24 protein-coding genes and 1 tRNA gene are annotated in these 25,628 nt (G+C 42.9%); 6 read left to right on the plus strand and 19 right to left on the minus strand.

The features are described from left to right. Window positions 1–24 precede the first annotated feature (24 nt). The 10 genes from CHU92_RS07020 to CHU92_RS07065 all read right to left on the minus strand — a co-directional run bounded on the left by CHU92_RS07020 (window position 25) and on the right by CHU92_RS07065 (window position 9,342). Complete coding sequence (locus tag CHU92_RS07020; RefSeq protein WP_094413998.1) at window positions 25–627, minus strand: phage integrase SAM-like domain and Arm DNA-binding domain-containing protein; 603 nt, start codon at window positions 625–627, stop codon at window positions 25–27. Window positions 628–889: 262 nt separating this feature from the next. Beyond that, a tRNA-Ser gene (locus CHU92_RS07025) sits at window positions 890–974 on the minus strand. Between the two features lie 143 nt (window positions 975–1,117). Beyond that, window positions 1,118–2,254 (minus strand): 3,4-dihydroxy-2-butanone-4-phosphate synthase, encoded by a 1,137-nt coding sequence (gene ribB, locus CHU92_RS07030; protein ID WP_094414000.1) that lies wholly within the window; start codon window positions 2,252–2,254, stop codon window positions 1,118–1,120. Between the two features lie 12 nt (window positions 2,255–2,266). After that, a complete protein-coding gene (locus CHU92_RS07035; RefSeq protein WP_094414002.1) occupies window positions 2,267–3,751 on the minus strand; it encodes an LptF/LptG family permease in 1,485 nt (494 codons plus the stop codon). Window positions 3,752–3,758: 7 nt separating this feature from the next. After that, on the minus strand, window positions 3,759–4,403 hold the full coding sequence (locus CHU92_RS07040; RefSeq protein WP_094414004.1) for a LolA family protein: 645 nt from the start codon (window positions 4,401–4,403) through the stop codon (window positions 3,759–3,761). Between the two features lies 1 nt (window position 4,404). Continuing rightward, window positions 4,405–6,927, minus strand: coding sequence for a DNA translocase FtsK (locus CHU92_RS07045; protein WP_094414006.1), 2,523 nt, complete (start codon window positions 6,925–6,927; stop codon window positions 4,405–4,407). A 46-nt stretch (window positions 6,928–6,973) separates the two neighbouring features. After that, the gene (locus CHU92_RS07050; RefSeq protein ID WP_165764605.1) at window positions 6,974–7,351 is read right to left on the minus strand and encodes a diacylglycerol kinase; all 378 of its coding nucleotides are present in this window, start codon (window positions 7,349–7,351) and stop codon (window positions 6,974–6,976) included. Continuing rightward, on the minus strand, window positions 7,352–7,849 hold the full coding sequence (gene tpx / locus CHU92_RS07055; protein ID WP_094414010.1) for a thiol peroxidase: 498 nt from the start codon (window positions 7,847–7,849) through the stop codon (window positions 7,352–7,354). Between the two features lie 64 nt (window positions 7,850–7,913). After that, on the minus strand, window positions 7,914–8,690 hold the full coding sequence (locus CHU92_RS07060) for a heavy-metal-associated domain-containing protein (RefSeq protein WP_094414012.1): 777 nt from the start codon (window positions 8,688–8,690) through the stop codon (window positions 7,914–7,916). Window positions 8,691–8,781: 91 nt separating this feature from the next. Then, window positions 8,782–9,342, minus strand: coding sequence for an AraC family transcriptional regulator (locus CHU92_RS07065; protein ID WP_094414014.1), 561 nt, complete (start codon window positions 9,340–9,342; stop codon window positions 8,782–8,784). A 108-nt stretch (window positions 9,343–9,450) separates the two neighbouring features. Here CHU92_RS07065 and CHU92_RS07070 point away from each other — a divergent pair, with 108 nt between their 5' ends. Then, complete coding sequence (locus tag CHU92_RS07070) at window positions 9,451–9,951, plus strand: hypothetical protein (RefSeq protein WP_129583024.1); 501 nt, start codon at window positions 9,451–9,453, stop codon at window positions 9,949–9,951. On the opposite strand, the gene CHU92_RS07075 is transcribed toward CHU92_RS07070, so the two are convergent. The 9 genes from CHU92_RS07075 to CHU92_RS07115 form a co-directional block, all read right to left on the minus strand. Then, window positions 9,929–10,387 (minus strand): DUF2141 domain-containing protein, encoded by a 459-nt coding sequence (locus CHU92_RS07075; RefSeq protein WP_094414018.1) that lies wholly within the window; start codon window positions 10,385–10,387, stop codon window positions 9,929–9,931. The genes CHU92_RS07070 and CHU92_RS07075 overlap by 23 nt on opposite strands. 45 nt (window positions 10,388–10,432) lie before the next feature. After that, complete coding sequence (locus tag CHU92_RS07080) at window positions 10,433–11,695, minus strand: glycosyltransferase (RefSeq protein ID WP_094414021.1); 1,263 nt, start codon at window positions 11,693–11,695, stop codon at window positions 10,433–10,435. Between the two features lie 148 nt (window positions 11,696–11,843). Next, complete coding sequence (locus CHU92_RS07085) at window positions 11,844–12,521, minus strand: ABC transporter ATP-binding protein (protein WP_094414023.1); 678 nt, start codon at window positions 12,519–12,521, stop codon at window positions 11,844–11,846. 3 nt (window positions 12,522–12,524) lie between these two features. Next, window positions 12,525–13,754 (minus strand): ABC transporter permease, encoded by a 1,230-nt coding sequence (locus CHU92_RS07090; RefSeq protein ID WP_094414025.1) that lies wholly within the window; start codon window positions 13,752–13,754, stop codon window positions 12,525–12,527. 8 nt (window positions 13,755–13,762) lie between these two features. Continuing rightward, window positions 13,763–14,902, minus strand: coding sequence for an efflux RND transporter periplasmic adaptor subunit (locus tag CHU92_RS07095; RefSeq protein ID WP_094414027.1), 1,140 nt, complete (start codon window positions 14,900–14,902; stop codon window positions 13,763–13,765). Between the two features lies 1 nt (window position 14,903). Next, window positions 14,904–16,226, minus strand: a complete 1,323-nt coding sequence (locus tag CHU92_RS07100) for a TolC family protein (protein ID WP_094414029.1) — start codon at window positions 16,224–16,226, stop codon at window positions 14,904–14,906. Window positions 16,227–16,319: 93 nt separating this feature from the next. Then, window positions 16,320–17,087, minus strand: coding sequence for a LytR/AlgR family response regulator transcription factor (locus CHU92_RS07105; protein ID WP_094414030.1), 768 nt, complete (start codon window positions 17,085–17,087; stop codon window positions 16,320–16,322). Further along, on the minus strand, window positions 17,088–18,068 hold the full coding sequence (locus tag CHU92_RS07110) for a sensor histidine kinase (RefSeq protein WP_094414031.1): 981 nt from the start codon (window positions 18,066–18,068) through the stop codon (window positions 17,088–17,090). It abuts the gene before it with no gap. An 82-nt stretch (window positions 18,069–18,150) separates the two neighbouring features. Next, window positions 18,151–18,885, minus strand: a complete 735-nt coding sequence (locus CHU92_RS07115; protein WP_243389567.1) for an endonuclease V — start codon at window positions 18,883–18,885, stop codon at window positions 18,151–18,153. A 124-nt stretch (window positions 18,886–19,009) separates the two neighbouring features. Here CHU92_RS07115 and CHU92_RS07120 point away from each other — a divergent pair, with 124 nt between their 5' ends. The 5 genes from CHU92_RS07120 to CHU92_RS07140 all read left to right on the plus strand — a co-directional run bounded on the left by CHU92_RS07120 (window position 19,010) and on the right by CHU92_RS07140 (window position 25,502). Further along, window positions 19,010–20,566, plus strand: a complete 1,557-nt coding sequence (locus CHU92_RS07120; RefSeq protein ID WP_094414033.1) for a DEAD/DEAH box helicase — start codon at window positions 19,010–19,012, stop codon at window positions 20,564–20,566. Between the two features lie 276 nt (window positions 20,567–20,842). Beyond that, window positions 20,843–22,708, plus strand: a complete 1,866-nt coding sequence (gene mutL, locus CHU92_RS07125) for a DNA mismatch repair endonuclease MutL (protein ID WP_094414035.1) — start codon at window positions 20,843–20,845, stop codon at window positions 22,706–22,708. After that, on the plus strand, window positions 22,705–23,526 hold the full coding sequence (locus tag CHU92_RS07130; protein WP_094414037.1) for a rhomboid family intramembrane serine protease: 822 nt from the start codon (window positions 22,705–22,707) through the stop codon (window positions 23,524–23,526). Before mutL ends, CHU92_RS07130 begins: the two co-directional genes overlap by 4 nt. A 2-nt stretch (window positions 23,527–23,528) precedes the next feature. Further along, entirely contained in the window at window positions 23,529–24,431 is a 903-nt protein-coding gene (locus CHU92_RS07135; protein ID WP_165764603.1) for a rhomboid family intramembrane serine protease, read from the plus strand. A gap of 30 nt (window positions 24,432–24,461) precedes the next feature. Beyond that, complete coding sequence (locus CHU92_RS07140; protein ID WP_094414039.1) at window positions 24,462–25,502, plus strand: endonuclease/exonuclease/phosphatase family protein; 1,041 nt, start codon at window positions 24,462–24,464, stop codon at window positions 25,500–25,502. Window positions 25,503–25,628: the final 126 nt, after the last annotated feature.

Below are 25,628 nucleotides of genomic sequence, written 5' to 3' on the forward strand. Positions count from 1 at the left end.
AATCATTGATGATAGGTTAGCGGCTTAAATCGAACTCACGTTAATTATTTTATTGAAGTTTTTTAGGTATTTGACTGCTGTATTATTTGCACAGTTTCTAACGCTTCGTAACCAAAATTCGTAATCGGTTATAAAGGCGTGATCAATTTTTTTTATATCGATATCGGAAACATTGTATTTCCATTGCATAAACTCAATAGTATGTTTGAGTGAAGTAGTGTAGCGTTCTAATGTTCCTGGAGCGTATTCTTTTCCAACAAGCTCTTTTATTTTGTTGTTATGATCTTGGAAGATAGGAACGAGCATTCGTTTGGTTTCTGATAAACCAAACAATTCATTCTTTAAATTCTCAGAAGTAACACTAATATCTTTCTTGAAAAGTTTCTTTTCTGCCTCTAAAACTTGATTTTTTAGATAATCAAGATGACTATTGATTGTTCTAGCTTCTTCTGTAGTGCCTTTAACTTTGCTTCCTTCTGATGACCATTTTTCAGGATTGATATATTTGTTGGTACTAAACTCAAATCTTTTAACATTAACTGTAACTCTGGTGTAGATTGGACAAACTCCTAAATTGTTGGCTTTTGCTCTCTTGATGTAGAAGAGAATTGATACTGATGTGTTCATTGTTGGTGACCTTAAAGTTAGTATTAAATTTATTTGATTTAATAACTACACACAAGATGTACATTTTTTGAATATGTTGTTGAACACCTTGAAGTAGCAGTGCTTTCGTTGCGAGGTGTCACTTAAAATTTAATTTTTTAGTGACACCTTGAAAGACACCTAAACTTTGAGATATAATGAATAATTTGATATAGCCCTAAAAGAAAAAACCCACTAAATTGTTGAATTTAGTGGGTTTTAGTACCGTTTGTATTTCTACTAGCGGAGAAAGAGGGATTCGAACCCCCGGACCTGTTACAGTCAACGGTTTTCAAGACCGCCGCATTCGACCGCTCTGCCATTTCTCCAGGATGTATGCCATCATTGCTGATTGCGGATGCAAATATAGAAACCTTTTCGGGTTTTCCAAAAACATTTTGGCCTTAATCGCAAAAAAAGTACAACCCATGGGCTAACCTTTTCTCTTCCTTTGCTTTACAGTTTATACGATTTAAAACCCAACGTATTCTGTTATCTCCAGGCCGTATCCAATCATGCCAACCCGTTTTGTTTGACGTGAATTTGTAAGTAGCCTTATTTTAGAAATATCAATATCATGCAGTATCTGCGCCCCGATGCCAAAATCTTTGACGTCCATTTTTATCTGCGGGGCTTTCTGAATGCCATTGCCCTGTAATTCTTTGAGTTCTTTGATTCGGGTAAGTAATTCTGATGGTTGTATTTCCTGGTTTATGAATAGCACGGCTCCTTTTTCTTCCTTATTTATACGCCGGAAGATATTGTCAAGCTTCTTGTCGGCATCATTGGTCAGCGTACCCAAAATATCATTATTTACCTGTGATGAATTGATGCGTGTAAGCACCGGCTCACCTATATTCCAGCTTCCCCTGGTCAGGGCAATATGTACCTGCTTGTTAGTAGTCTGCATATAGGCACGGAGGCGGAATGTCCCGAAACGTGTCTCTACTTCAAAGTCTTCTTTCTTCTGTATCAGGCTGTCGTGCTGCATCCGGTAAGCTACCAAATCTTCAATAGACACCAGCTTCAGGCCGAATTTTCTGGCAACCTCGTATAATTCGGGAAGGCGCGCCATAGTCCCGTTTTCGTTCATTATTTCACAAATAACACCGGCTGGTTTATAGCCGGCCAGCCTTGCAAAATCAATGGCAGCTTCGGTGTGGCCGGTACGCCTTAATACACCGCCTTCTTTTGCAATGAGCGGAAATATATGCCCTGGCCGTGCAAGGTCAAAAGGTTTTGTGTCCGGCTCAATAAGTGCCTGGATAGTTTTGGCCCTGTCCTGTGCAGATATGCCTGTGGTAACACCATTACCCTTTAAATCCACCGAAACAGTGAACGCAGTTTCGAGATGGTCAGTATTATTTACCACCATAGCCTGCAACTGAAGTTCTTTACAGCGTTTTTCGGTCAGTGGCGTGCATATAAGCCCTTTGCCGTGGGTTGCCATAAAGTTTATCATTTCGGGTGTAACCTTTTCCGCGGCAGCGAGGAAATCACCTTCATTTTCGCGGTCTTCATCGTCCACCACAATTATTACTTTTCCCTGGCGTATATCTTCTATAGCTTCTTCTATGGTATTGAGCTGTATTTTTTGTCCTGTCAGCATGTTGTGTTGTCGTTAAATCTTTTTTTTAGGCTTTCTAAATAAAGCGGCCGTTTTTTGTACCGGTTTTATTAAAGGGTCAAAATTTATAGAAATCCCCATATCATTGGTCGCCCTGTATGTAAATAATATTGCAAGCGGTGTTAATATAAAAGAGGAGAGCCACGCACCAACAAAAGGGGCCATGCCATTTTCCTGTGCTACTTTTTTACCGAAAGTATTGATAAAATGGAACGTAATGAATATAAGCACCGCAAAAACAATAGGGAGGCCAAGCCCGCCTTTACGGATAATAGCTCCAAGCGGCGCCCCTATGAAAAACATGAGCAGGCAGGCGTAGGCTATTACAAATTTATCGTATAAGGCAAGCCAGTGCCCGTTAATATTCTTTACTTTGGCCAGGAGTTCAGCCTTTCCTGATTCGATGACAAAATCGGCGCTGCCTAAATTGTTGGCAGCTGACTCAAGTATCCGTTTTTTTTCTTCTTTAGAATCTATAATTGACAGGAGGTCCCGGGGAGTTCCCGCGGGCGTTTTGGGCTTTATTTCTGTTTTATTTATACCTGTAGGGGTTAAAGTGCGTACAGGGCCGGCGCTAAGCACGCCATTAGAACGTAACGCAATATTATCGGCAATGCTTGCCGCATCTTTTTTATAATTTGTTTCCAGTGAATCAAGGGTAAAGTTAAGTTCACCAAGGGTGAGCATGCTGTTGGTGTTGGCTACTTTTTCATCATTCTGGTCATTAGAGTTGAGCATGGTCAGGTCTATGTTCAGTACCTGTTTTGAGAAGCTGCTTTTGGCAAACGGCATCCGTTCCTGCTCCAACGGATTTTTAGAATTTACATCTTCATAATAATAGCCATTAAAGAGTTCAAGTTGCAGCAGGTTTGATTTCTCATCACTCTTCAACAAGCCCTTTTCTGACCGTATTATAGTGGCATTTATGGTATTTGTTCCACGTTTATGAATGGTAACGCCCTCCAGTTCCTGACCGTTCTCGCCGGTTTTTTTTTCAACTTTTATATTAAAATTAGTACCAATCGCAACAAACTGGCCTTCCACTATTGCCATTGCGGGCTTACGCTGTAGTATGTTTTTGCGCATGCTTAAAAACTTATACTCAGCTTTGGGTATTACATTGTTTGCAAATATAAAAGCCACCACGCTCAGTATGCTGATAAAAATGATAAGCGCCCTCATAGCACGGCCCAGGGAGATGCCAGATGATTTCATGGCAGCAAATTCATAATTTTCGGCAAAATTTCCGAAGGTCATTATAGATGCCAGCAAAATAGACAGGGGCAATACCAGCGGGATCATTTTTGGCGAGTAGAACAGGAGGAACTTAGTTACCAGCCACGCGTCCAGGTCTTTACCGGCAAGTTCGGCTATGAAAAGCCATATACCCTGCAATATGAAGATAAAGAATAAGATAACAAAAACTGTTGCAAAAGTTTTTATAAACGAAATGAGGATGTATCGGTCTAGTATTTTCACCGGGAAATCAGTCTAATCTATTGATGTAATAATTAGGGTATTTACTTTCGGTAAAGGTAAAGTGATTTTTTGACAATGGCTGATTAGGCCTGAAAGAATTTATCGTAAAGGTGGTTTTTGTGCCGTCCCTGTCAATTTTTATGAGATTATAAATATGTTTTGTCTGCACATCAATGCCTATAAGCACCTCTTTTGTTTTGTCTTTCGGATTTGTAGGATGCAGTTTTACATATTGTATCTTCCTGCCTTTAAGGTTCTGCAATATATCCCACGAGTACCTGTAGCCGTAATTAAAAAAAGTAAGCATTTTTGAAGGTGTAAGCACGTCAGCCTTCTGGTCATCATGCGTAGAAATGGTTATTTCCTCATCTTCAGGAACTATATTGTATACTTTCCTTCCGTCAAATATACGTGTCACACCCATAAAGTTGAGTACATAAAGGTTGCCTTTAAGCGCTACATTACCTTTGCTCTCCTGGTTCAGGTTTTCCTGAGGGTTGCTTACTGAATATCTGAAATCAATAACAATGTTCTGGTAGCTCTTTATCCTTTCTGAAACCTGGTCAAGGAGGTGTTTGGCTTTATGGGAATCCTGCGCGTGTAGGGGCAGGCATATTAAAAATAAAGCTATTACCCTGATGACATTGTGCATGCTAAAAATTATTTTCTTCGTTCTTAAAAAATTGTTCAAGAGAAACCAGGTCAGGGATTAATACGTTTCGGGCTTTACTTCCTTCAAAAGGGCCAACTATGCCTGCTGCTTCAAGCTGGTCTATGAGCCTGCCGGCGCGGTTATAGCCCAGTTTCAGCTTACGCTGCAGCAGTGATGCTGAGCCTTGCTGCGCGGTAACTATAACTTCCGCAGCCTCCCTGAACATAGAATCTCGTTCAGACACATCTATATCAAGATTAATGCCACTTTCCTCACCGTAGTATTCAGGAAGCAGGTAAGCTTCAGGATAGGCTTTTTGCGCGCCAATAAATTCGGTTATTTTTTCTACTTCAGGGGTATCTACAAAAGCGCACTGCACGCGTACAAGGTCGTTACCCTGGGTATAAAGCATATCACCACGGCCAATCAACTGGTCAGCACCCTGGCTGTCCAGGATAGTCCGTGAATCTATTTTTGATGTAACCCGGAAAGCAATACGTGCAGGGAAGTTAGCTTTAATAATACCGGTAATAACATTTACTGAAGGCCTTTGCGTGGCAATGATAAGGTGTATGCCGATGGCCCTGGCCAGCTGTGCCAGCCTTGCAATAGGCGTTTCCACTTCTTTTCCGGCGGTCATTATCAGGTCGGCAAATTCATCCACCACCAAGACAATATAAGGCAGGAATCGGTGCCCGTTTTCCGGATTAAGCCTCCGCTGGCGGAATTTTTCATTGTACTCCTTTATATTACGCACAGCGGCTTCCTTGAGCAGGCTGTAGCGGTTATCCATCTCCACGCACAGCGAATTGAGTGTATTGATAACCTTGGTATTGTCGGTTATAATAGCATCTCCGCTGTCAGGAAGCTTGGCCAGGTAGTGCCTTTCAATTTTATTAAACAGTGTGAGTTCCACTTTTTTAGGGTCCACCAGTACAAACTTTACTTCAGCGGGATGTTTTTTATACAGCAGCGATGTAAGTACTGCGTTAAGTCCTACGGATTTACCCTGGCCTGTAGCTCCTGCCATAAGCAGGTGGGGCATTTTGGCAAGATCCACTACAAAGGTTTCGTTTGATATGGTTTTTCCCAGCGCTATGGGAAGTTCCATTTCGGCTGACTGGAATTTTGGTGACGCTATAACGCTTTTCATCGGTACCATTGTCGCCGTTTTATTTGGTACTTCAATACCTATGGTGCCTTTGCCGGGTATCGGCGCTATTATGCGGATGCCCAGAGCTGAAAGTGAAAGGGCAATATCGTCTTCAAGGCTCTTAATTTTTGAGATCCGGATACCTGCCTCAGGCACTATTTCATAAAGCGTAACAGTTGGGCCTACAGTGGCCTTGATTTGTGCAATGTCAATTTTATAGTTACGAAGCGTTTCAACAATCCTGTTCTTGTTTTCTTCAAGCTCCGCCTGGTTTATGGTGATGCCGCCCGCTGCATATTCTTTAAGGAGTTCTATACCCGGTAACTGGTAGTTGCTCAGTTCAAGGGTAGGGTCAAACTCCCCGAAATCCTGTATGAGTTTTGCCGCAAGATTTTCTTCTGCAATGTTTTCTTCTTCAAATGTTTCTATAACAAAGCTTTCGTCGTCGGTTTCGATGATTTCATGTAAGGTTTTCCCAACAGGAACGGCAGGAGAAACGTCAGGAAATACTTTTTTTACCTGTGGCTCAAGGTTAATTTCAGAGGCATGCTCAATGGTAGGCTTTAGGGCTTCACGGTTGATTTCAAATTGCGATGGCACAGGCGGTTCGGGAACCGTTTTCAGTTCTATTTTTTCAAGTTCATCATCATCTTCTTCATTTTCTCTTACAGTAAAATTATTTCCTGTTGCAACAGCCGCATCATCCGGGGCGATGGGTACTCTTTGCGTGCCGGTGCCATCATGCAGGGCTTCTTCCGCACTTTCTTCTCCAGGTTTTTTCTCAAAGAAATTTTTGATTGTATCAGGCGATATTTTTACTTTGAATATAAGGAACATGAAAAGGCCAAACACCAATACGAGGCCAGTGCCAGTTTTTCCAAGGTAATCCTGCATGTACAGGTTCATTTCAAAACCGATAACGCCACCCAGTTCAGGAAGGTAAGCATTAAAAAAACCGAATGCAATGGAAACAATAGTAGTGAGGAACAGGTCCCAAAACAGTACCTTTTTCAGTTTTTTTAACGGAAGGTCGAGTACCAGGTGGGCTCCCGTCAAAAAGAAGAAACGGATGAATATAAACGAAGCAACGCCAAATCCCCTGTACAAAAACAAATCAGCCAGCAGCGCGCCAAATTTACCCAGCCAGTTGTATACTTTTTCTTCCCGGTTCCCAAAAGCGGTAAGTTCGCTCTGGTCAAAGTCGCCGTAAAGGAAATAGGACACAAAAGAAAGCAGCAGCGCCACTGAAAAAAGGAAAAACAGCACGCCGAGCAGTACTTTATGCCGGCGTGTAAACCTGAACTTCTTATTTTCCTTATTTTCCTGTGTGGGATTTTTGCCCGCAGCGTCTTTTTTGTTGCTTTTTGCCATTTTCAACTAATCAATCGTGATTGTAAAAATATCAATATTTTTAAAATCAGCCGAAAATTTTAGGGCAATATATTATTGCCCCGACGGCCAAAGCAGCCATGGCTGCAAAAAAAACAGCCCCTGCGGCAATATCTTTAATAAAGCCTATGCGTTCATGATAATCAGGATGTATAAAATCGGCCACTTTTTCTATAGCGGTATTTACCCCCTCAATACCCAATACAAGCCCTACAGCCAGTATCTGGAGCATCCACTCAGTAGCAGATATCCTGAACCAGAAGCCACCTACCGTAACTAAAATGCCTATAGTAAACTGCACCATAACACTGTGTTCAGTAGTTACCAGTTTATAAGCACCGCTTAACGCATATACCATGCTCCTGAGCCTGCCTTTTACAAACCTGTTATCCTTCATCTGCTGTATTTATAGTGCCGCGAGGGCAGCATCGTAATCCGGTTCGTCAACAATCTCGGTCACCTGTTCAGAGTATTTAACTATGCCTTCTTCATTAATAACTACTACAGCACGGGAATGCAATCCGGCCAGAGGACCTGTTTCAATAGTAAGGCCATAGTCTTTTCCAAAACTGCCATCCCTGAAATCCGAGAGTGTGATTACATTAGTAAGTCCTTCAGCACCGCAAAACCGGGCCTGTGCAAAAGGAAGGTCACGGGAAATACATAATACTTTGGTGTTATTTAGCCCGCCTGCTTTTTCATTAAACCTGCGTACTGATGCTGCACACGTACTCGTATCAATACTCGGGAATATATTAAGCACCAGCCTGTTGCCTTTAAAATCAGCAAGAGATACTGTTGACAAATCTGTTTTAACCAAGGTAAAAGCAGGTGCCTGCGATCCGTTTTCAGGCAGTTGCCCTATTGTTTTTACGGCATTGCCTTTTAAAGTAATATCAGCCATTTTCTATTTCTTAAATTATTGGCAAAAGTAAGAAAATATATGGCTCAAAAGCAACCCCCCTGTTTTATAAGTACATCAGCAGCATGGCTACACTCATGGCTATCATGAGACCGTCTTCAATTATTGTTACAGTACTCATAGGCAGGTTAAACACTGCGCCAAGGCAGGCGCATCGTATCTTTTTCTGATTAAGCACGCTTTGCAGTACCCCTACAAGGCTTACCGACATAAGCACGGCGGTAAAGGCATTTGTAAGCAGTGGCTCAAAATTTATGGCAAACGCAATGCCCAGTGACAGTTCAAGAAACGCATAAACATAGCCCCAGCCCCTGAACTTCATGGCAATTATATCATACATGGCATAACTGTCGGCAAATCCCCGCAGGTCAAGCATTTTAAAAAATGAAAAAGTAAGGAAGAAACCGCTCATAAAAGTGCGCATAAAAAGCATCCCGCTAAAGCCGTTTACAGTAAAAGAAACTAGCAGTGATACCAGGGTTATATAGCCTGCAATAACCAGTATGGGCCTGTAGGTTGCTGCCCAGCTTTTTCTCGTTTCTGTTGTAATTCCTGCGTTGTTGCTTTCAAAAACATTGGTCTTGTCGCTCAACTCATTCATTTCCCCGGGATACTTTTTTTCTGATAGACCGTATTTAGGATAATCTCTCATTGCTTGCTGCAGTATTGGCGTAGCAATATTTTTTTCCATACTGATGCTGGCTTCCCCTGCATCCAGGTTTACATCAACACCGGTTACCCCGGGTACAAGGCCCAGGAGGTGGCTTACTTTGGCTACGCAGCCATCGCACGTCATTCCGGTAATTTTATAGGTATGTGTCATGATAGTTAAATTAATATGGTTAAACACATTGCAAATTTCCGCAATATTACATCCTGTCGCGTTATACAATCCTTGGAAAATGTTTCGACTTTTACAGCTGGTCTATATTGCGCCGCTTATTGTCTTTAACCGATTTGTAGAAAGAAGGGGTAAGCCCGGTTACTTTTTTGAACTGGGAGGAAAGATAGGCAGTGCTGCTGTAACCAAGCGTATGGGCAATTTCTGAGAGTGTAAGCTCATCATAGACCAGCAGTTCCTTTACTTTTTCAATACGTTGTGCTATATAGTATTTTTCAATTGTTGTGCCTTCTACTTCACTGAAAAGGTTGCTCAGGTAGGTGTAATCATAGTGAAGCTTCTCCGCAAGCCACGTTGAAAGGTTTGTGGCGGGTGCCTCTCCGGAATGATGGACAAGGTTTACTATTTCTGTTTTTATCTGTTCAATTATCCTGCTTTTCCTGTCATTTATAAGCTCAAATCCAAGTTTGTGCAGGGCGTTGTTAACTTCTTTAAGCTTTTCGGGAGGTATGCTGCTTTCAGTTTCCGCTTCGCCAAGCGATACTTCAGCCACTTTAAGCCCTGAAGTTTCAAGAATATTTTTTACAGCAGCAACGCACCGCCCGCAAACCATGTTTTTTATGTAAATATGCATGGTGCAAAGATACTAATAAAGCAGTTCTTCTGCGTTTTCCTCACATGTGATTAATATCATTACGCAGCTTGTGTATGTGCGGTATTTTCGTTCTTATTTAAGATGGACATGAGAATCATTTGCTTTTTAATGTTACTGGCTGCCACACGCGCCTGTGCACCCGAAACGGAGGATACACCCGCACCGGTTGATGATGAATCGGGCTATGTTTCCGAAGATGTGCTGATGCGTACTGCCCAGGCTGAGTGGGTGCTTTTCAGCCGCGAAGCCGACAGTACTATTGCAGCGGCCGAGGAAGATATCTGTGAAAACACCGACAGGCTTTACGAGCAGAGAACACGCCACAAGTTTGAACTGGAAATTGCCCTGATTAAAGCGGAAAGTATCCTGGAGCAGCTTAAGGAAAAATGGCAGTATGCCAAACGTTTAAGAGCCCGGCAGCACCATTATGGCGCGGAAGCCATACAGAAAATGAACAGTTTTAAAAAGGACTTCAGGAAACATGCACAAAGGCTAGATGCCGCATTAAAGCACCTGCGTGAAAAACGTTTTGACAGCAGGCCCAGCCAGGGGAAGCCAGGGGGGGCTACAAAAAGTACCTCATCCTGATACGGATTGTTTTTTTTGAATTGTTTAAAATAACCGCGGCTTTTTCAAATGAAGGCGGGCCGAGACTGCCTTTGGCGTTATTAGAAAAACCATAGCCTTCTTTTGGAATGCCTAAAACATTGAAATCCATTTTCAGGTTATCATTTTCATCATGGAGGATGGCAACAGCGTAGGTTCCGTAAGGAACATCTTTAAATGTTATGCTTGCCGTACCGCCTGCTATTTCAAGTTTTTCCCTGCGAACGGCCCTTGATGCCTCTTTAGGGAAATCCTGCTTATTATCAAACAGGCTTACCAGCACTGATCCTTTTTCGTTGCTAAGCCCGTTTATCGCTACTGTCAACATTCCTGTATTACCGCTATCCTGCATTTTATTTGTGTAAGATAGCAGGCTTACAAGCAAACAGCCTATACTCATTAATGTTCTCCAGTTCATGTGGCGCAAGGTCTTAAAAAAAAATTACATTTAAAAACTGTATTGTCAGCTATGTAGTTCCAGTACTTTTAATGCTGATGCCTGCCCGGAAACTTTCCCTTTATGCTCCGCGAGTACTGTCCTTGCCAGTTGGCCTGCTGTGGCCTCAAACAATTCTTTTTTATGGCTGATGGCTGTTTTTATGGCGCTGAATGCGCCGGTACCTTTTTTAGTTACCCACTCAGCGATGATGGCCGTGTAAGTATTTTTGTCCACGCGGTCGAGGGATTTTGCCAGCCCCTTTTTTTCAAGGGCAGCTACATTCCATTCCTGTTCAAAATGCGATGTTTTGCATAGTAAAGGTATCCCGTGGCTCAATGCCTGGTAAACTGTGCCGTTCCCCCCGTGGCATAGTACCAGGTCAACATGCGGGAAAAGGCTGTCAGCATCGGCAAAAGGGGTATTTATAATATGCGGGCCTTTGAGAACCCCATGAGTGTCTCCGGCAGTTATAATATTATAAACATCATATTCCGGATGGTTTAAAAAAGCTACCTTTTGCCATTCGCCCGAGCTGCCCATGCTGACAAATATTGTTTTCTTTTGTGGGTTCAGCTGCTCCTTAATGTTATTATCGTTGTTGTGGCCTGTATATAATATCGGGCCCGGTATGTAGTAGTTTTGCGGCAGGTCCCTCAGGGGGAAAAGCGTTTCCATATCGCAAATTATATTGTAGTCTCCCTCCATCTCATCAAGGTAGTTGTCGTGGCGGCTCAGGTTATATTTAAGGCGCAGCTTTTTAAAGGGCCGGTGTATTTCCCTGAAAGCCATGCTTTCGCCCATTTCTGTAAATACCTCTTTTATGCGCCGTGGCAGCTTTTCAAGGTAGGGATAGGCCATATGTGACCTGGATAGTTTACGGACATGCCCGTAATACCTGGTCATATACCCGTTTAGTACAGATATGTAAGGAACACCGGTTTTTTCAGCGGCAAGTTTCAGGGTTGGCATGGCATCGCCCAATACAGCAACAGGCCCCAGGCGTTCAATTACATCTGCCTGTGCCAGGAAGCATGAACCAACTGCATCATCACTAAGCCATGAAAAATCAAACTTCCTGGCTTTTGCTATCACTTCTTTTTCATCAAACGTTATGCAGTCGAATGTCCCGAAACCTTCCGCTTGTATAAACGGCGCGTAGTCTTTATGATAGGCGAACCTGATGCGGAAATACGGGCTTAAATGCCGGGCCAATACCAGGCACCTGAGGTAATGTGATAAAAGCCCGAAAGGAAAAACAAGGAGCAGGGGTTTGTTGTAATGCTTCATTATGTGGTAATTTATAAGCCTTTATTTACAGGCTATTATAAAATTACTACTATAAGCAGAAGCAAGTTTTACATCATCTTAATTTTAGCTTTTTTTTATCGCATTATGTTAAGGGCTCTTAAAATAAAAGAACAGGGCAGGTATCAAATCAGGCCACAATCTTTCCATCCTCAAGGGTTATGGTGCGGTCGCTTCTTTCGGCAATATCATTATCATGTGTTACGGCTATTATTGTCTGCCCGTACTCTGATGACAGCTGCCTGAAAATATCAAACACTATTTTACTGTTTTTGCTGTCAAGGTTCCCGGTAGGCTCATCGCACATTATTATTGCAGGGTCGTTTATAAGCGCACGTGCTATAGATACCCGTTGCTGCTGCCCGCCGCTGAGTTTTGAGGCCGGTTTAAGCGCCTGCTCACCCAGGCCAAGCATTTCCAGCTTCTCTATAGCTTTGTGTTCAATCTCCTCCCGGCTGTGCCTGCCCAGTTTCAGGGCTGGAATCATTACATTTTTAAGGCAGGTAAATTCAGGCAGTAGGTAGTGGAACTGGAATACAAACCCTATGTTTTCATTCCGTATGGCGGCAAGGGTATCAATATTGCTTCCGGTTATGGGTTTGCCCAGTATTTCAATACTGCCCTCATAGTCCGTATCCATAGTGCTGAGGCAGTAAAGCAGGGTTGATTTACCCGAGCCGCTTTTGCCAACCAGCGTAAGGAATTCACCTTTGTATACCTGTATACTTATATCATCAAGCACCCTGAACTTTACAGGGTCATAAAAATACTTGCTTACGGATTGAGTTTTTAATACTGTATCTTGCATGGCTTATCGTCTGAAAATGGAAACAGGGTCAACTTTTGATGCTTTCCTTGCAGGGAAAAAACCCGCACATATAGTTATGCCCAAGCCCAATAGGAAACTTCCCGCAAAAATGTGTAACTCAAAGTAAATAGGGAAGTAACCTATAGGCGGGCCAACATATATACCGGACATTATCTTTACCATAAGCAGGCCTGTGCACACACCGGCAAAGGTGCCGAGAAGGCCCATGATAAAAGCTTCGGAAACAAAAATGCGTATAACATCTTTGCCAGAAAAACCAATGGCTTTAAGTATAGCAATATCGTTTATCTTTTGTGAAACTGTCATATTGAGGATGTTATAGATGCCAAATCCCGCCACAAGGAGTATGGAAAGCGATATGGCTCCCATCATCAGCCCCCTTACACTGTCTCCGGCAAGTACATCGGCATTGGTAGTCTTCCAGTCTTCAACGGTATACTGCGTTATATTTTTCAGCTTATCAACATACGCCTGCGATACATCAGGGTCAGGCGTGTTGGCATAAATGGCAGAAACAAAATCAGGCCCTTCTTTAAGGAACTGCTGCGCCGTAACAATATTAGTATAGCACTTGGAACTGTCATTAAAATCACTGCCGGTAGAAAAAATGCCTACTATCTTAAGCACTTTAACCACACCGTAGGAGGATGATACCGTTATGTTGTCATCTATGCCCAGGCTAAGTTTATCGCTGATGCCACTTCCTATTATTATGCCGTTCTTATTGTCCTGCAGCGCCTTCAGGCTTCCTGCTACCATATATTCACCGAAGTTGAACATGGCACTATTGTCCATAATATCTACCCCGCTGCCTGTACCCTTAATCTGAGTGCTTCCCCGGCTGTAAAAAGCATCAAAATTAACCTGTGCTATCGCATTGGTTATGTAGGGCTGTTTTTTAACATCGGCAAGCAACGCTTCCGGGTTGATTATCTTTTTTGAGGTATTGGTTATCTGTGGGTTGATAATAACAGTAAGGGCATCTTTATGGGTAACCAGGGGCTTACTCATTTCATCGTCCTGGTATATTTTGATATGGGCATTGCTCTTAAATATCTCGTTGCGCGAATATTTTGTAAATCCGGCGCTCAGTGAGTTCATGAAGAGGTATATGGCCATACCTATAGTAACACCCAGCGCAGCTGTGATTGTCTGCCTTTTTCGCGACAGTATATGCGTAAGCGCTATGCTGTAATTTACATTTAATTTCATGGCCTTTTTTATTTACCCAGTTGCGCACCTACTTCAGATGTTTTCATTTTATTGGCGCTTAGCTGGTCTGTTACGAGTGTAGTGCTGTCATTTATGCCCTCCAGCACCTGGACCCACTCATTGCTTACAAAATTGGTTTTTACTTTTGTCTTTTCATCCCTGCCTTTAATCTGCACATACCCGTTATAGTCAATATAGCTGCGGGGTATAAGCAGTGCATTATCATGCCGGGCAACAACAATATTGCTTTGCAGCTGTGTTTGTGCGACTTTAAAATCAACGGGTTCAGTAAATATAATCCTGCACACAAAGGATTGTGTTTCTTCATCGAATGATGGGTATATTTTATCAACAGTGCCGTTATACACCTTGTTTTTCTCGGCATTAAGCTGCAGGTAAGCTTTTTGACCGGTTTTTATTTTTGCAATGTTCGCTTCATCAACATTTACCTTGGCATATATTATATCAGCGCTGCCTATGGTAGCAATAACATCCCCGCGCTTTACATAATCCCCGGCCACTTTTAATTTTTGATAAACCTTTCCGTCAGAAACGGCAGTTATACGGTTATTGCCAAGTGTTTCAGCACTAATCTGTTTATTGGCCCTGTTGGTTATTTCGTTTTGGCGGGCCTGCTGCTGCTGGTTCCTGTAACTTTCGAGCGCAGAAAGGTAATTGGTTCGTGATGTCTGGTAGTCCAGGTAAACATTCTCATATTCTACTTTTGATATGCTGTTGGTTTCAAGCAGCTTCCGGTATCGTTGTTCCTGCTGCGCATTTTGTTCCATTTTCTGGCGGGCAAGCTCAGCATTTTGTTTCGCCTGCAGCAGCAGCGGCGCTGAAGATGTAGTATTTTCCCGGGCTATGCGGTAAAGCTGTGTGGCGCTCTGGGTATTGAAAAGATTTTCTTTATTGTCAATAACAGCCAGTACCTGTCCTTTTTTAACAAGGTCGCCTTCTTCAAAGTTTACCTCAGTCAGGTAGCCGTCACTAAGGGCAGTAAGTTCATAGGTACCCTCAGCCTCAAGATAGCCTGATGCAAAAACCGTTTCTGTAACATCTTTACGTATTGGTTTTGTTTCTTCAAACTTTTTTCCGCATGATACTATAGCCACGCATAAGAGCAATATCGCAAATCGGGTTTTCATGTTAGTTTATTTTATTGTTTATATCAATCTTTGCCCGTGCAAGCAGCACACTTATCCTTGAAGATATAAGGGCATAATCAGCATCAATCATGGTGTTGTAACTGTCAAGGGCATCATCAAGTGCAATTATCCCTTCGCGGTACAGGTTCATGTTCCGAGTATAAGAATCCCTCCGCAATGCAAGTATCTCTTTATCGTTCAGGTATTGTGATACCGCCTTATCAAAATCATTTTTAAGCTGGGCATGTTCCAGCCCTGCTTTTATCTTTGCCTGTTCAGTATTCTTTTCCGCAATTTTATAATCAAACCGCGCCTTGGTTGTGTTGGCTATTTGCGTGGCGGTAGGTAGCGGTATAGATAATTTAAACCCAAAATACCTGCTGTTGACCCAGTCACCATTAAAAACACTGAAATCAGTATTAAACAATTGCCAGGATTGGGAGAATTCAGCCGAAAGAGTGGGTAATAATTGTTTTTGGTAATACCTGTAATTACTTTTGGCGTACCGTTCATTCAGTATACTGTTTTCGACATCGAGGCTGTTGAGGGAAATCTGGGGGGCAAGTACAGCTGAAGCCGCATCGGCAGCATCATCAATTATAAGTTCGGTGCTTTCGGGTATATCGCATAAAATTTTCAGTGCCAGGTAATAATTGTCCAGTAAATAGCCAGACTGCCTGGCGCTTTCAGTGGCGGTAAGCAGGGCTACGCGGGCATCATTAACTTCCTGCTGCCTTACGAGCCCAAGCCTGAATTTACTTTCTGAGATAATGTACAGGCTATCGGCTATGGCCTGGTTCAGTTTATTGCTTTTGAGCTGTTCCTGAAGCGTCACTACATTGTAGTACGCAGCAGCAATATTTTCCTGGAGTGATTTCAGGCTTATTTTATTATCTGAATCCTGTAGGTTGATATTTATTTTCGAAAGCTTCAGGTTTTCCCATCCCGGCAGGTTAAGCAGTTTCACTTCGGCCGACTGTGTCGCTGTAGTGGTATATTGCACGCCTGTGGTTATATTGGTAAAGGTTCCGGGCTGGCCGCCAAATATTTCGGCGGGGAAGGCTGATACGGGCAGTCTCGTGTTATCTACAAACCGCAGTGTATTGTTTACACTGAGGTCGAGCACATTAATTATGGCGGCAAGCCTGGCTTTTTTAGCCTGTGCCAGCTTAAGGCTGTCTGTTTTCAGGCTAATACTCTGCTTCTTAGTGTACTCAAGGAGCCCGTCGAGCGTTGTAACCCGTACCTGCGCTGATGCACCGGGTATGGCCGTGAAAGCTGCCATGAGCAAAAGTATGCGGAAATATGTGGTCCTTCTACCCATAAAACTTAGTTTATGGTACAAAGTTGGCCCAGTGATATTAAAGGTAAAACAACGGGTAAACCGAAACGGACAAATTCGCTTTTAAAGCGGACATCAGCTCATGGTAAGCCAGTCAATAAATGCTGAGGCTTTTTCTTTAGGTACTATAACTTGCCTGTGGAAAGGTATGGTTAAGTTAACCAACAGTTTGCGGTTAAAATAATGGTTTAAATCTTTTACGGCAGCACGGTTTACCAGTATCTGCCTGTTAGCCCTGAAGAACACAGGCCCTGCTATGGCTTCGGTTTTTTCCAGGTTATTTGATACCAGCAGCTGCTCCTTACTGAAGGTAACAGCATACAGGTGTATTTCCTCTTTAAAGAAAAGGGCTATATCCGTAAGCGAGTAGGGGATGAGCTTATCTCCTTTATGTATTATTATTGAAGTAATCTTTTCAGTTTTAGGTGCCAGCATTTCTCTTATAAAATCATGGATTCCGGGTATGCCGGCCGATGAAAAATTTTTTTCAAGCAGCCTGTATTTTTGCAGCGATGCCGCTACTGTTTCAACTGAAAAAGGTTTAAGGAGATAATCAATACCAAAGCTGCCGAAGGCTTTCAGGGCATATTCGCTGTATGCCGTACAAAAAATTACGGGTACTTCAGGAGGATATTCATCAAATATGATAAAACTGTTTCCGTCGCCAAGCTCTATGTCGGAAAATATCAGGTTATAGCCTGATGGCTTTTCTGCAAAAAAAGCGCGCGCTTCATCTACAGAATGCAGGTATGCTGTAACATTTACACTGCTGTCTGCTTTTTTCAGGGTTCGTTCAAGGTCGCGGCAGGTAAGCAATTCATCTTCTATAATAACTACATTCATTTATGCAACAGTTATTTTAACGGTAAAAAAATGTTCGTCCTCTTCTTTTTCAAGCGGTACAGCCGTAAGCAGCAATAGCCGTTCGTTAAGGTTTTTTAGCCCCAGCCCTGAACGTTCGGTAAGGCGTAAACCGGTTTTGTTATTAGTTACGCAAACTTTGCTGCCGTCATTATACACTTTTATCAGTAGCGGGTTTTCAGGTGTAAAGTAGTTATGCTTTACAGCATTTTCGGCTAAAAGCTGTAGCGCAAAAACAGGTATTTTACTCGTTAGCAGTTCTTGTGCTATATCTTCAGAATATTGCAGAGCCTTCCCGAACCGATACTGCTGCAGTTCTATATAACTTTTTGTAAAATGTACCTCGTCTGATAGCTTTACGGTGTTCCCATGGTTTCCGTGCGTACTGTATCTCATAAAATCAGACAGCTTAAGGGTATATTTCTCAGCAATAGCCGGGTCTTCATGTATAAGCGATTTAAGGGTGGCCAGGGTATTAAACAGGAAGTGTGGCTGAAGCTGCTGTACCAGTAACTGTTTTTGGGCTTCCAGGTTGGCAATTTTTAAATTGTTTATTTCAATACGCGCTGCTGCTTTGGCTTCCTGTAGCCTTACCACATCAATAATGATAAGGATGAAAGTATTAATGAATAAAAGCGAAAGGATTGGATATAGGGTAGATATGCCACTCACCGGCGGATTGCTCGCACCCACAAGGATTCCCACGCCTATAATTACCGAATGGATTATGAATGTAGTCAGGTAACTGATGCCATAGCGGACATACATAGGCTTTTCGGCAAACAGGCGGGTGATATAAAGGTTTATGTTCCAAAAAGTGAATATGCCTGTTGTGAGCACACAAAAAATCAGGGCCAGTTCACTTAGGGGCAGCTTCTGGAATAGTAAAACCGGGCTCAGGCCGAACAGGCCCAGCACTGGCGAAAATGCTGCCGCTAATTTAAAGTTCCTGCTTACGGTCAAAACATAAAGATATATAGTACTACAAATATAGCCTTAATAATGTATGCTTAAGCAAAGGCTTTTTTTGTGATATAAAGCATGTTTAGCCAAACAGGCTTCCCTGTACGCTGACGGTGTGGTAACCGGGCTTTAATTTCCCGATACGGAACAGGTTAACTTTTTCATGTGCCATGCGTGTGGGCTCAGGTATGCGGTGCTTTAGCACGCAGTTTTTCATGATGTCAATGCTGTCCTCAACCGATACCATATGCCCAGGGGATATATAAACCGGCTTTACATCTTTTTTTGTGCGCAGGGCATACCCTTTTATACCGCCGTTGGCTATAATGGCGCTTTCGCTAAATTTTTCAAGGCCAAGCGGCTTATAGCTGCCAAACAGCATATTCTTTGCACAACCAATAGACGGCTGGCCGGCAAGGACCCCAAAATGTGATGCAATACCACATTCTCTGGGATGCGTTATGCCCTGTCCGTCGAGCACCATGATGTCCGGTTTTACAGGCAGCAATTTCCAGGCCTCAAGCAGTGCAGGTACTTCACGGAAACCAAGGTACTGTGGCACATAAGGGAATTTTGTTGCTGACTGCACAAGCGCATACGACTGTACAACCATTTGTGGATAGCTCAGCACCACAATGCCCGCATATATAATATCAGTATCTTTATTATGGGAAATATCTCCCCCGGCTATGGTATATACATTTTCAGGCTGGGTTATAAGCGATACCTTTTGCCTCAGTTCCAGTTGTATATTTGTGGCCTCAACAAGCGACAGGGAGTCATAGTTCAGCATGGTCATACAGCATATTCTGTTCAAAGATAACTATTTAACTGCAATAGAAATAAGGGATAGCGTTAAAATCAGCTTTAGGGATAATATTAAGATTTTATAAACAAATTAATCTGGCTAAATATATATTTTTGGCGAATAACACAACTTCATGGAACTACAATACGACGCTGAGGACAGGAAAGAGCTTTATGATTATCAGCAGAAGGATATTGATGCTATATTTGAGAAGTTCGAAGGCAAGCCTGATAATTACCACCTCCTGTACCAATTACCTACCGGAGGGGGCAAAACTGTTATCTTCTCCGAGATTGCGCGCAGGTATATTGAAAAATATAACCGCAAGGTTTTGGTGCTTACGCACCGTATAGAGCTAAGCAAGCAGACTTCGGCTATGCTTAAGGGTTTTGGCGTAACCAATATCGTTATTGACAGTAATGTAAAAGACCTGCCTCACCACAACGAGTATTCCTGTTATGTAGCCATGGTTGAAACACTGAACAACCGCCTGCGCGACAAGAAGTTCCATATGGACTATGTAGGCCTTGTTATTATTGATGAGGCTCATTATAACTCATTCCGCAAACTATTCACCTATTTTAAAAATTCATTATTCCTTGGAGTAACGGCCACACCGCTAAGCTCGAATATTGAGTTGCCTATGTATGAAACCTATGATGAGCTTATTGTAGGCGAACCTATACAATCGCTCATAGATAAAGGCTATCTTGCCAAAGCTATGATGTACGGCTATGACGTGGAGCTTACGGGCCTCAAGTTGGGCATCAACGGTGATTATACGGTTAGCTCTTCTGATGAGCTGTATTCAAGGGGCATAATGCAGGATCTACTCCTGCAGGCCTATGAGCAGCGGGCAAAAGGCACCAAAACGCTTATATTTAATAATGGCATCTATACGTCATTATACGTATATGAAACGTTTCGTGCGGCAGGATACCCCATAAAGCACCTGGACAATAAAACACCTGACAACGAAAGGAAAAAAATACTGAGCTGGTTCAGTAAAACGCCTGATGCTATTTTAACTTCAGTTTCCATACTTACAACCGGTTTTGACGAGCCTACTGTTGAAACCATAATACTGAACCGTGCCACCCGTTCCCTTACGCTCTATTTCCAGATGATTGGCAGGGGGTCACGTAAATTGCCGGGTAAAGATGTATTTACGGTAATAGACCTTGGCAATAACGCACAGCGTTTTGGTTTATGGAGCGACCCTATCGACTGGAACTACATTTTCAGGCAGCCTGAAGAGTTCCTGGCCAACATAAGGGGAGATGCTGAAATTGAAAGCCATCATATTTATGTTATGCCTGAAGAAATAAGGGCTAAATTTGAAAATTCTATGGAAGTTTCATTTGATGTGGAAGATGAATTCCGGCTGGCCCTCGAAAATAAAATGAGGCCAAAATCAGTTATTGAAAAATCTATACGCCAGCATGCTTTTATGTGCATTGAGAATAGCGAAACCCCTGCTGAGGCCCGTAAGCTGGCAAAGCTGCTTGATGCGGATATTGAATTTCGCGTAAAGCAATATGCAAGGCTGCTGTCAAAAACCACAAAAAATTATAAGGAGTGGCTTATTGAGGATTACAAGAGCAGGCTGAGCACCCTTATCGGCAAGATTTTTTACAAGTACCAGGATATGGCGGGCGAGGACGAGCCTATTGAGCTAAAAGAGCTTTAACTGCCCTGTACTGCTTAGGTTAAAAATTAAGATAACAGTTGTAAATACCTGGGTATGCTACTAATATTTTTCATGGTTTAGATAAAAAAATATAACCGTTAAATTAGTATGAAAGAACTTGGCTTTATATCAGGATACTACCGCAATTAATAATTTTCTAAGCAAATATTTGCCTGTTCTCTTTGTAAATAAACGCAATCCTTATTTTCCCCTTTTTCACTTCAGCAATATTTCCGTAACTTTGATGTCCGTCAATCAAAACACAGAAAATTTCCAATGTCGAGCATCATCCAGTTACTTCCTGATCACGTTGCCAACCAGATAGCTGCCGGCGAGGTGGTGCAAAGGCCGGCATCGGTAGTTAAGGAATTGCTTGAAAACTCAGTAGATGCCGGATCAACCGAGATAAAGCTGATAGTAAAAGATGCCGGCAAAACCCTTATACAGGTTATTGACAATGGCCGGGGCATGAGCGTAACTGATGCACGTATGTGCTTTGAGCGCCACGCTACCAGCAAGATACGCTTCGCGGAAGACCTTTTTTCGCTGCACACCAAAGGTTTCAGGGGAGAGGCACTGGCCAGTATTGCCGCCATTGCCCATGTAGAGCTCAAGACCCGCCAGGAGCAGGATGAGCTGGGTACGCACCTGGTTATAGAGGGGAGCAAGTTCACCAGCCAGGATGTGGCCGTACTGCCCAAAGGGACATCGTTCGCGGTGAAGAACCTGTTCTTCAACATACCTGCACGCCGCAACTTCCTTAAAAGCGATATGGTGGAGTTCCGCCATATTATTGATGAGTTTGAGCGCGTGGCCCTGGCGCACCACAACATCAGCTTTGTGCTGTACCACAACGGCAGCGAAATGTTCAACCTGCCGTCATCCAACCAGCGCCAGCGTATTGTAAATATATTTGGGGGGCGTACCAACGAAAAGCTTGTGCCTGTAAAAGAAAGTACTGAAATTGTGGAGATACAGGGGTTCGTCTGCAAGCCTGAATTCGCCAAAAAGAACAGGGGGGAGCAGTTTTTCTTTGTAAACAACCGTTTTATAAAAAGCGGCTACCTGCACCATGCGGTTATGGCGGCTTACGAAGGGCTTTTAAAGGACGGTTGCCAGCCGGGTTATTTCATATACCTTGATGTGCCACCCAACACTATCGACATTAACATCCACCCGACAAAAACCGAAATAAAGTTTGACGATGAGCATGCGCTTTATGCCATACTCCGCTCAGCTATAAAGCACAGCTTAGGGCAGTTTAATGTAGCGCCGGTACTTGATTTTGAGCGCGATGCCAATCTTGATACGCCCTACAGCTATGAGCATAAAGAGGCTGTGGTGCCCGCAGTTGAGGTGGACAGGAACTTTAACCCTTTTGCAGATGAAAAACCGGCAAGGGCGGCCTCTGCGGCCTCTTCTTTTACCGCGGCGCCTGCATTCAGGCGAGAAAAAGCATCATCGTGGGAAAGCCTGTATACCGGCATAGCCCCGGCTGCTGATGAGATTGCCGAGATGAATTTTGAATCGGAAGAAGTTACGGGCTCCCTTTTTAATGAGGCCGAGGTAGAGCAGGCGGTGTATAAAACCTACCAGATACACAAGAAATATATTGTGAGCCCTATAAAATCAGGTATGGTGATTATTGACCAAAAGAGGGCGCACCAAAGGATATTGTATGAGCAGTTCCTTACCAACATAACTATACATCATGCCTCTAGCCAGCAACTGCTGTTCCCGCTTGTTTTGTACTACAACCAGAGCGAGCTTGACCTGCTGCGGGAAATGCGACAGGCGCTGGAGAATACGGGTTTTGTTTTTGCGGAGTTTAACCTCGACCATATCGTAGTATCGGGCCTGCCGGTAAATGTAGCGGAAAGCGAGGTGTCGATACTGCTGGAAGAACTTATAAACGACCTGCAGCAGGAAGTGCCCGACAGCAGCTTTAGCCAGACGGACAGTATAGCCAAATCAATGGCCAGGAGCCTGGCCGTGAAAACGGGAACCTTACTAACTGATAAAGAGCAGGAAGCTATGGTAAACGCCCTGTTTGCCTGCAAAGAGCCTGATGTTTCACCTTTTAATAAACCGACTTTCATCACTGTAAGTGTGGAAGATCTGGATAAACGTTTTGCAATATGATGAATATGACCGAAACTGTTAAGCAGTTACTTATTATCAATATTTTATTTTTTGTGGGGACTTTTTTCGTTGGGCAAACCATATCAAATGATATCTTGGCATTGCATTCAACTGAAAGTGAAAAATTCCAGATATGGCAGCTTTTTACCCATATGTTCATGCACGGTGGCTTTTTACATATTTTCTTTAATATGTTTGCTTTAGTTTCCTTTGGCTCTTTACTTGAAAGACTTTGGGGTGGAAAAAAATTTATCTTCTTTTATATTTCCTGCGGGCTGGGTGCTGCCGCACTACAATTAGGGATCACTCATCTTGAAATACAAAATCTTATTGAGCGAGCTGCCGATCTGAATCTTTCAGGCGATGAACTGCATACTATACTAAACGCTACAATTTCAGATGAAATGTATTATCGTACTGATTTATTTGTAAAAGACATCAGGCCTATACTTGAAGCGGGATCAAGATCCGGCTTAGTCAATGAGGAAAATTTTAATGCTTTGTTTGAAGCTGCAAAACTGACTCAGACACCAATGGTAGGAGCGTCAGGTGCTATTTATGGTGTACTTGTTGCTTTTGCTTTTATAGCGCCTAATGCTGAACTAATGCTGATGTTTATTCCTGTGCCAATTAAAGCCAAATATTTTGTACCCGGGCTTTTATTGCTCGATCTTTACCTCGGCTTAAAAGGGCAGGCCATATTTGGAGGTGGCGGAGACGGTGTGGCTCATTTTGCGCACATTGGTGGTGCATTGATTGGTTTTATTATGATGTGGTACTGGAAAAAGAATAGTTTTAATGATAAGCGCTGGAATTAACCATGAATATATTTGATGACCTTAAAATGGAATACCGGACCGGTGGGGTAGTACAACGGCTCATTTTCTGGAATATAGGGTTGTTCATCCTCCCGTTGATCGCCTTCAGTATATTGAGGCTAAGTGGTGTAAATGTTTTGGGCTTTGACTGGAGGGCAGACGGCAACGACTTTTTCAGCCTTTCCTCAAACCTGGCCGACCTGCTATGGAAACCCTGGTCGCTATTGCTGTATGCTTTCCTGCATGCTGATTTTTTCCATATTCTTTTCAATATGCTGATGCTGTTCTTTACAGGCAGGCTGTTCCTTACATTTTTTACACAGAAACAGCTTTTCGGCCTTTATGTACTTTCAGCTATGTTCGCGGGTTTGTTGTTCATTGCAGGCTATAATATACTGCCTGTATTCAATGGTACGGTATCTAAACTGGTAGGGGCATCAGCCGCTGTGATGGCAATACTTATAGCAACGGCAACATACGCGCCATATTACCAGGTGAGGCTGCTGCTTATCGGCACTGTAAAAATATGGCATATAGCCATCATATTTGTAGTGATTGATCTTATTAATGCCTCTGTTGAAAACCCCGGTGGCCATATGGCGCACCTTGCCGGGGCGTTATTCGGGTTCTTGTATATCAGGCTGCTGCAAAACGGTACCGACCTGAGCAAAGGTGTTTCGGCGGTACTGGATTTTTTTACAAATTTGTTCAGGTCAAGGAAAAGCTCCCCTTTTAAAAAAATACACAGGAACACGGCTCCCCCTGTACGTACGGCAGCTAAAAAACCAAAAGACCTCACCCAGAAGCAGATAGACGATATCCTTGATAAAATCAGTAAATCAGGTTATGACAGCCTTACCAAGGAAGAAAAAGATTTTCTTTTTAAGGCCGGTAATACTGAATAATATCATAGATTTGAGCCGCTAAAGCAGGGTATGAAAAAACTTTCATGGTTTAATAAAGTCATGTTCTTCTTCAATATAGTGCTTACTATATTGACGTTCCTGGCCTATTTCCTGCCGTTCCTGGCGCCAAAGCTTTTCCCTTTCCTTTCGGTATTTACACTGATACTCCCGTTGATGCTGGTACTCAATTTCCTCTTTTTTCTTTACTGGCTTTTCCAGGTTAAGCGCCAGATGCTGCTCTCCGGCATTGTTTTACTGCTTGGGGTTACGTTCATAAGCAAATTTTACAAGTTTTCGGGAAGGGAGACAGAGAAAGATAATGCTGATTTTACTTTGATGAGCTATAACGTGCGCCTTTTTAACCTGTATGACTGGATGCCGAGGCAGGATGTGCCTGACAGCATAGCTGCTTTTGTAAAAAAGCACCGTCCTGATATTTTATGTTTCCAGGAATATACGCCAAGGAAAGATGTTGATTTCGGGCAATACCGCTATAAGTATATTTATGTTAATGAGCATAATAATGCCAAGCTGGGGCAGGCCATTTACTCTAAGTTCAGGATAATTAACAGTGGCAGCATACCTTTCCCGAAGAGCGACAATAATGTAATTTTTGCCGATATCAAAAAAGGCAATGATACCCTGCGGGTGTACAGCATGCACCTGCAGTCCATAAAAATAAGCCCGGACATACATGAAAAGATTGATGAACAGAAATCAAAAGTTATCTTTAACCGGCTGAGCGCTGCATTTAAGGAGCAGCAGCACCAGGCGGAGCTCATCCAGCAGCATAAAAGAGAATGCCAATATCCTATGATTATTTGTGGGGATTTGAACAACAGTGCTTTTTCGTATGTGTACCGCAGCGTAAAGGGGAGTATGAAAGACGCATTTGAAGAGTCGGGCAAAGGGTTTGGGAAATCATACAATTACAAGTACTATCCGGCCCGCATAGATTATGTGTTTACGGACAGGGATATTGTGGTAAAGGAGTATATAACGTTCCAGGATTTTATATTTTCGGATCATTTCCCGGTTATGACGCGCCTTGCGTATGAAAAAGAGAAGTGAAAAGGGTTCCAAAGTTTTGTGTGGTTGCGGGGGATTGTGCCGATGGCAAGGCAGCACTGCCGCCTTGGTTTAGCCCCGGTGGGAGCGGCATCCTCCCCGCCGCCTGCTTTTGCGGCGGGGAGATAT

Origin of the sequence: Flavobacterium cyanobacteriorum, assembly GCF_002251835.1 — a bacterium.
Lineage (GTDB): Bacteria > Bacteroidota > Bacteroidia > Flavobacteriales > Flavobacteriaceae > Flavobacterium > Flavobacterium cyanobacteriorum.

Coding starts and splice junctions, on each gene's coding strand:
- CHU92_RS07020 (WP_094413998.1), bottom strand. CDS start 627: ATGAACACATCAGTATCAATTCTCTTCTACATCAAGAGAGCAAAAGCC.
- ribB (WP_094414000.1), bottom strand. CDS start 2,254: ATGCTGACAGGACAAAAAATACAGCTCAATACCATAGAAGAAGCTATA.
- CHU92_RS07040 (WP_094414004.1), bottom strand. CDS start 4,403: ATGCACAATGTCATCAGGGTAATAGCTTTATTTTTAATATGCCTGCCC.
- CHU92_RS07045 (WP_094414006.1), bottom strand. CDS start 6,927: ATGGCAAAAAGCAACAAAAAAGACGCTGCGGGCAAAAATCCCACACAG.
- tpx (WP_094414010.1), bottom strand. CDS start 7,849: ATGGCTGATATTACTTTAAAAGGCAATGCCGTAAAAACAATAGGGCAA.
- CHU92_RS07060 (WP_094414012.1), bottom strand. CDS start 8,690: ATGACACATACCTATAAAATTACCGGAATGACGTGCGATGGCTGCGTA.
- CHU92_RS07065 (WP_094414014.1), bottom strand. CDS start 9,342: ATGCATATTTACATAAAAAACATGGTTTGCGGGCGGTGCGTTGCTGCT.
- CHU92_RS07070 (WP_129583024.1), top strand. CDS start 9,451: ATGAGAATCATTTGCTTTTTAATGTTACTGGCTGCCACACGCGCCTGT.
- CHU92_RS07075 (WP_094414018.1), bottom strand. CDS start 10,387: ATGAACTGGAGAACATTAATGAGTATAGGCTGTTTGCTTGTAAGCCTG.
- CHU92_RS07080 (WP_094414021.1), bottom strand. CDS start 11,695: ATGAAGCATTACAACAAACCCCTGCTCCTTGTTTTTCCTTTCGGGCTT.
- CHU92_RS07085 (WP_094414023.1), bottom strand. CDS start 12,521: ATGCAAGATACAGTATTAAAAACTCAATCCGTAAGCAAGTATTTTTAT.
- CHU92_RS07090 (WP_094414025.1), bottom strand. CDS start 13,754: ATGAAATTAAATGTAAATTACAGCATAGCGCTTACGCATATACTGTCG.
- CHU92_RS07095 (WP_094414027.1), bottom strand. CDS start 14,902: ATGAAAACCCGATTTGCGATATTGCTCTTATGCGTGGCTATAGTATCA.
- CHU92_RS07100 (WP_094414029.1), bottom strand. CDS start 16,226: ATGGGTAGAAGGACCACATATTTCCGCATACTTTTGCTCATGGCAGCT.
- CHU92_RS07105 (WP_094414030.1), bottom strand. CDS start 17,087: ATGAATGTAGTTATTATAGAAGATGAATTGCTTACCTGCCGCGACCTT.
- CHU92_RS07120 (WP_094414033.1), top strand. CDS start 19,010: ATGGAACTACAATACGACGCTGAGGACAGGAAAGAGCTTTATGATTAT.
- mutL (WP_094414035.1), top strand. CDS start 20,843: ATGTCGAGCATCATCCAGTTACTTCCTGATCACGTTGCCAACCAGATA.
- CHU92_RS07130 (WP_094414037.1), top strand. CDS start 22,705: ATGATGAATATGACCGAAACTGTTAAGCAGTTACTTATTATCAATATT.
- CHU92_RS07135 (WP_165764603.1), top strand. CDS start 23,529: ATGAATATATTTGATGACCTTAAAATGGAATACCGGACCGGTGGGGTA.
- CHU92_RS07140 (WP_094414039.1), top strand. CDS start 24,462: ATGAAAAAACTTTCATGGTTTAATAAAGTCATGTTCTTCTTCAATATA.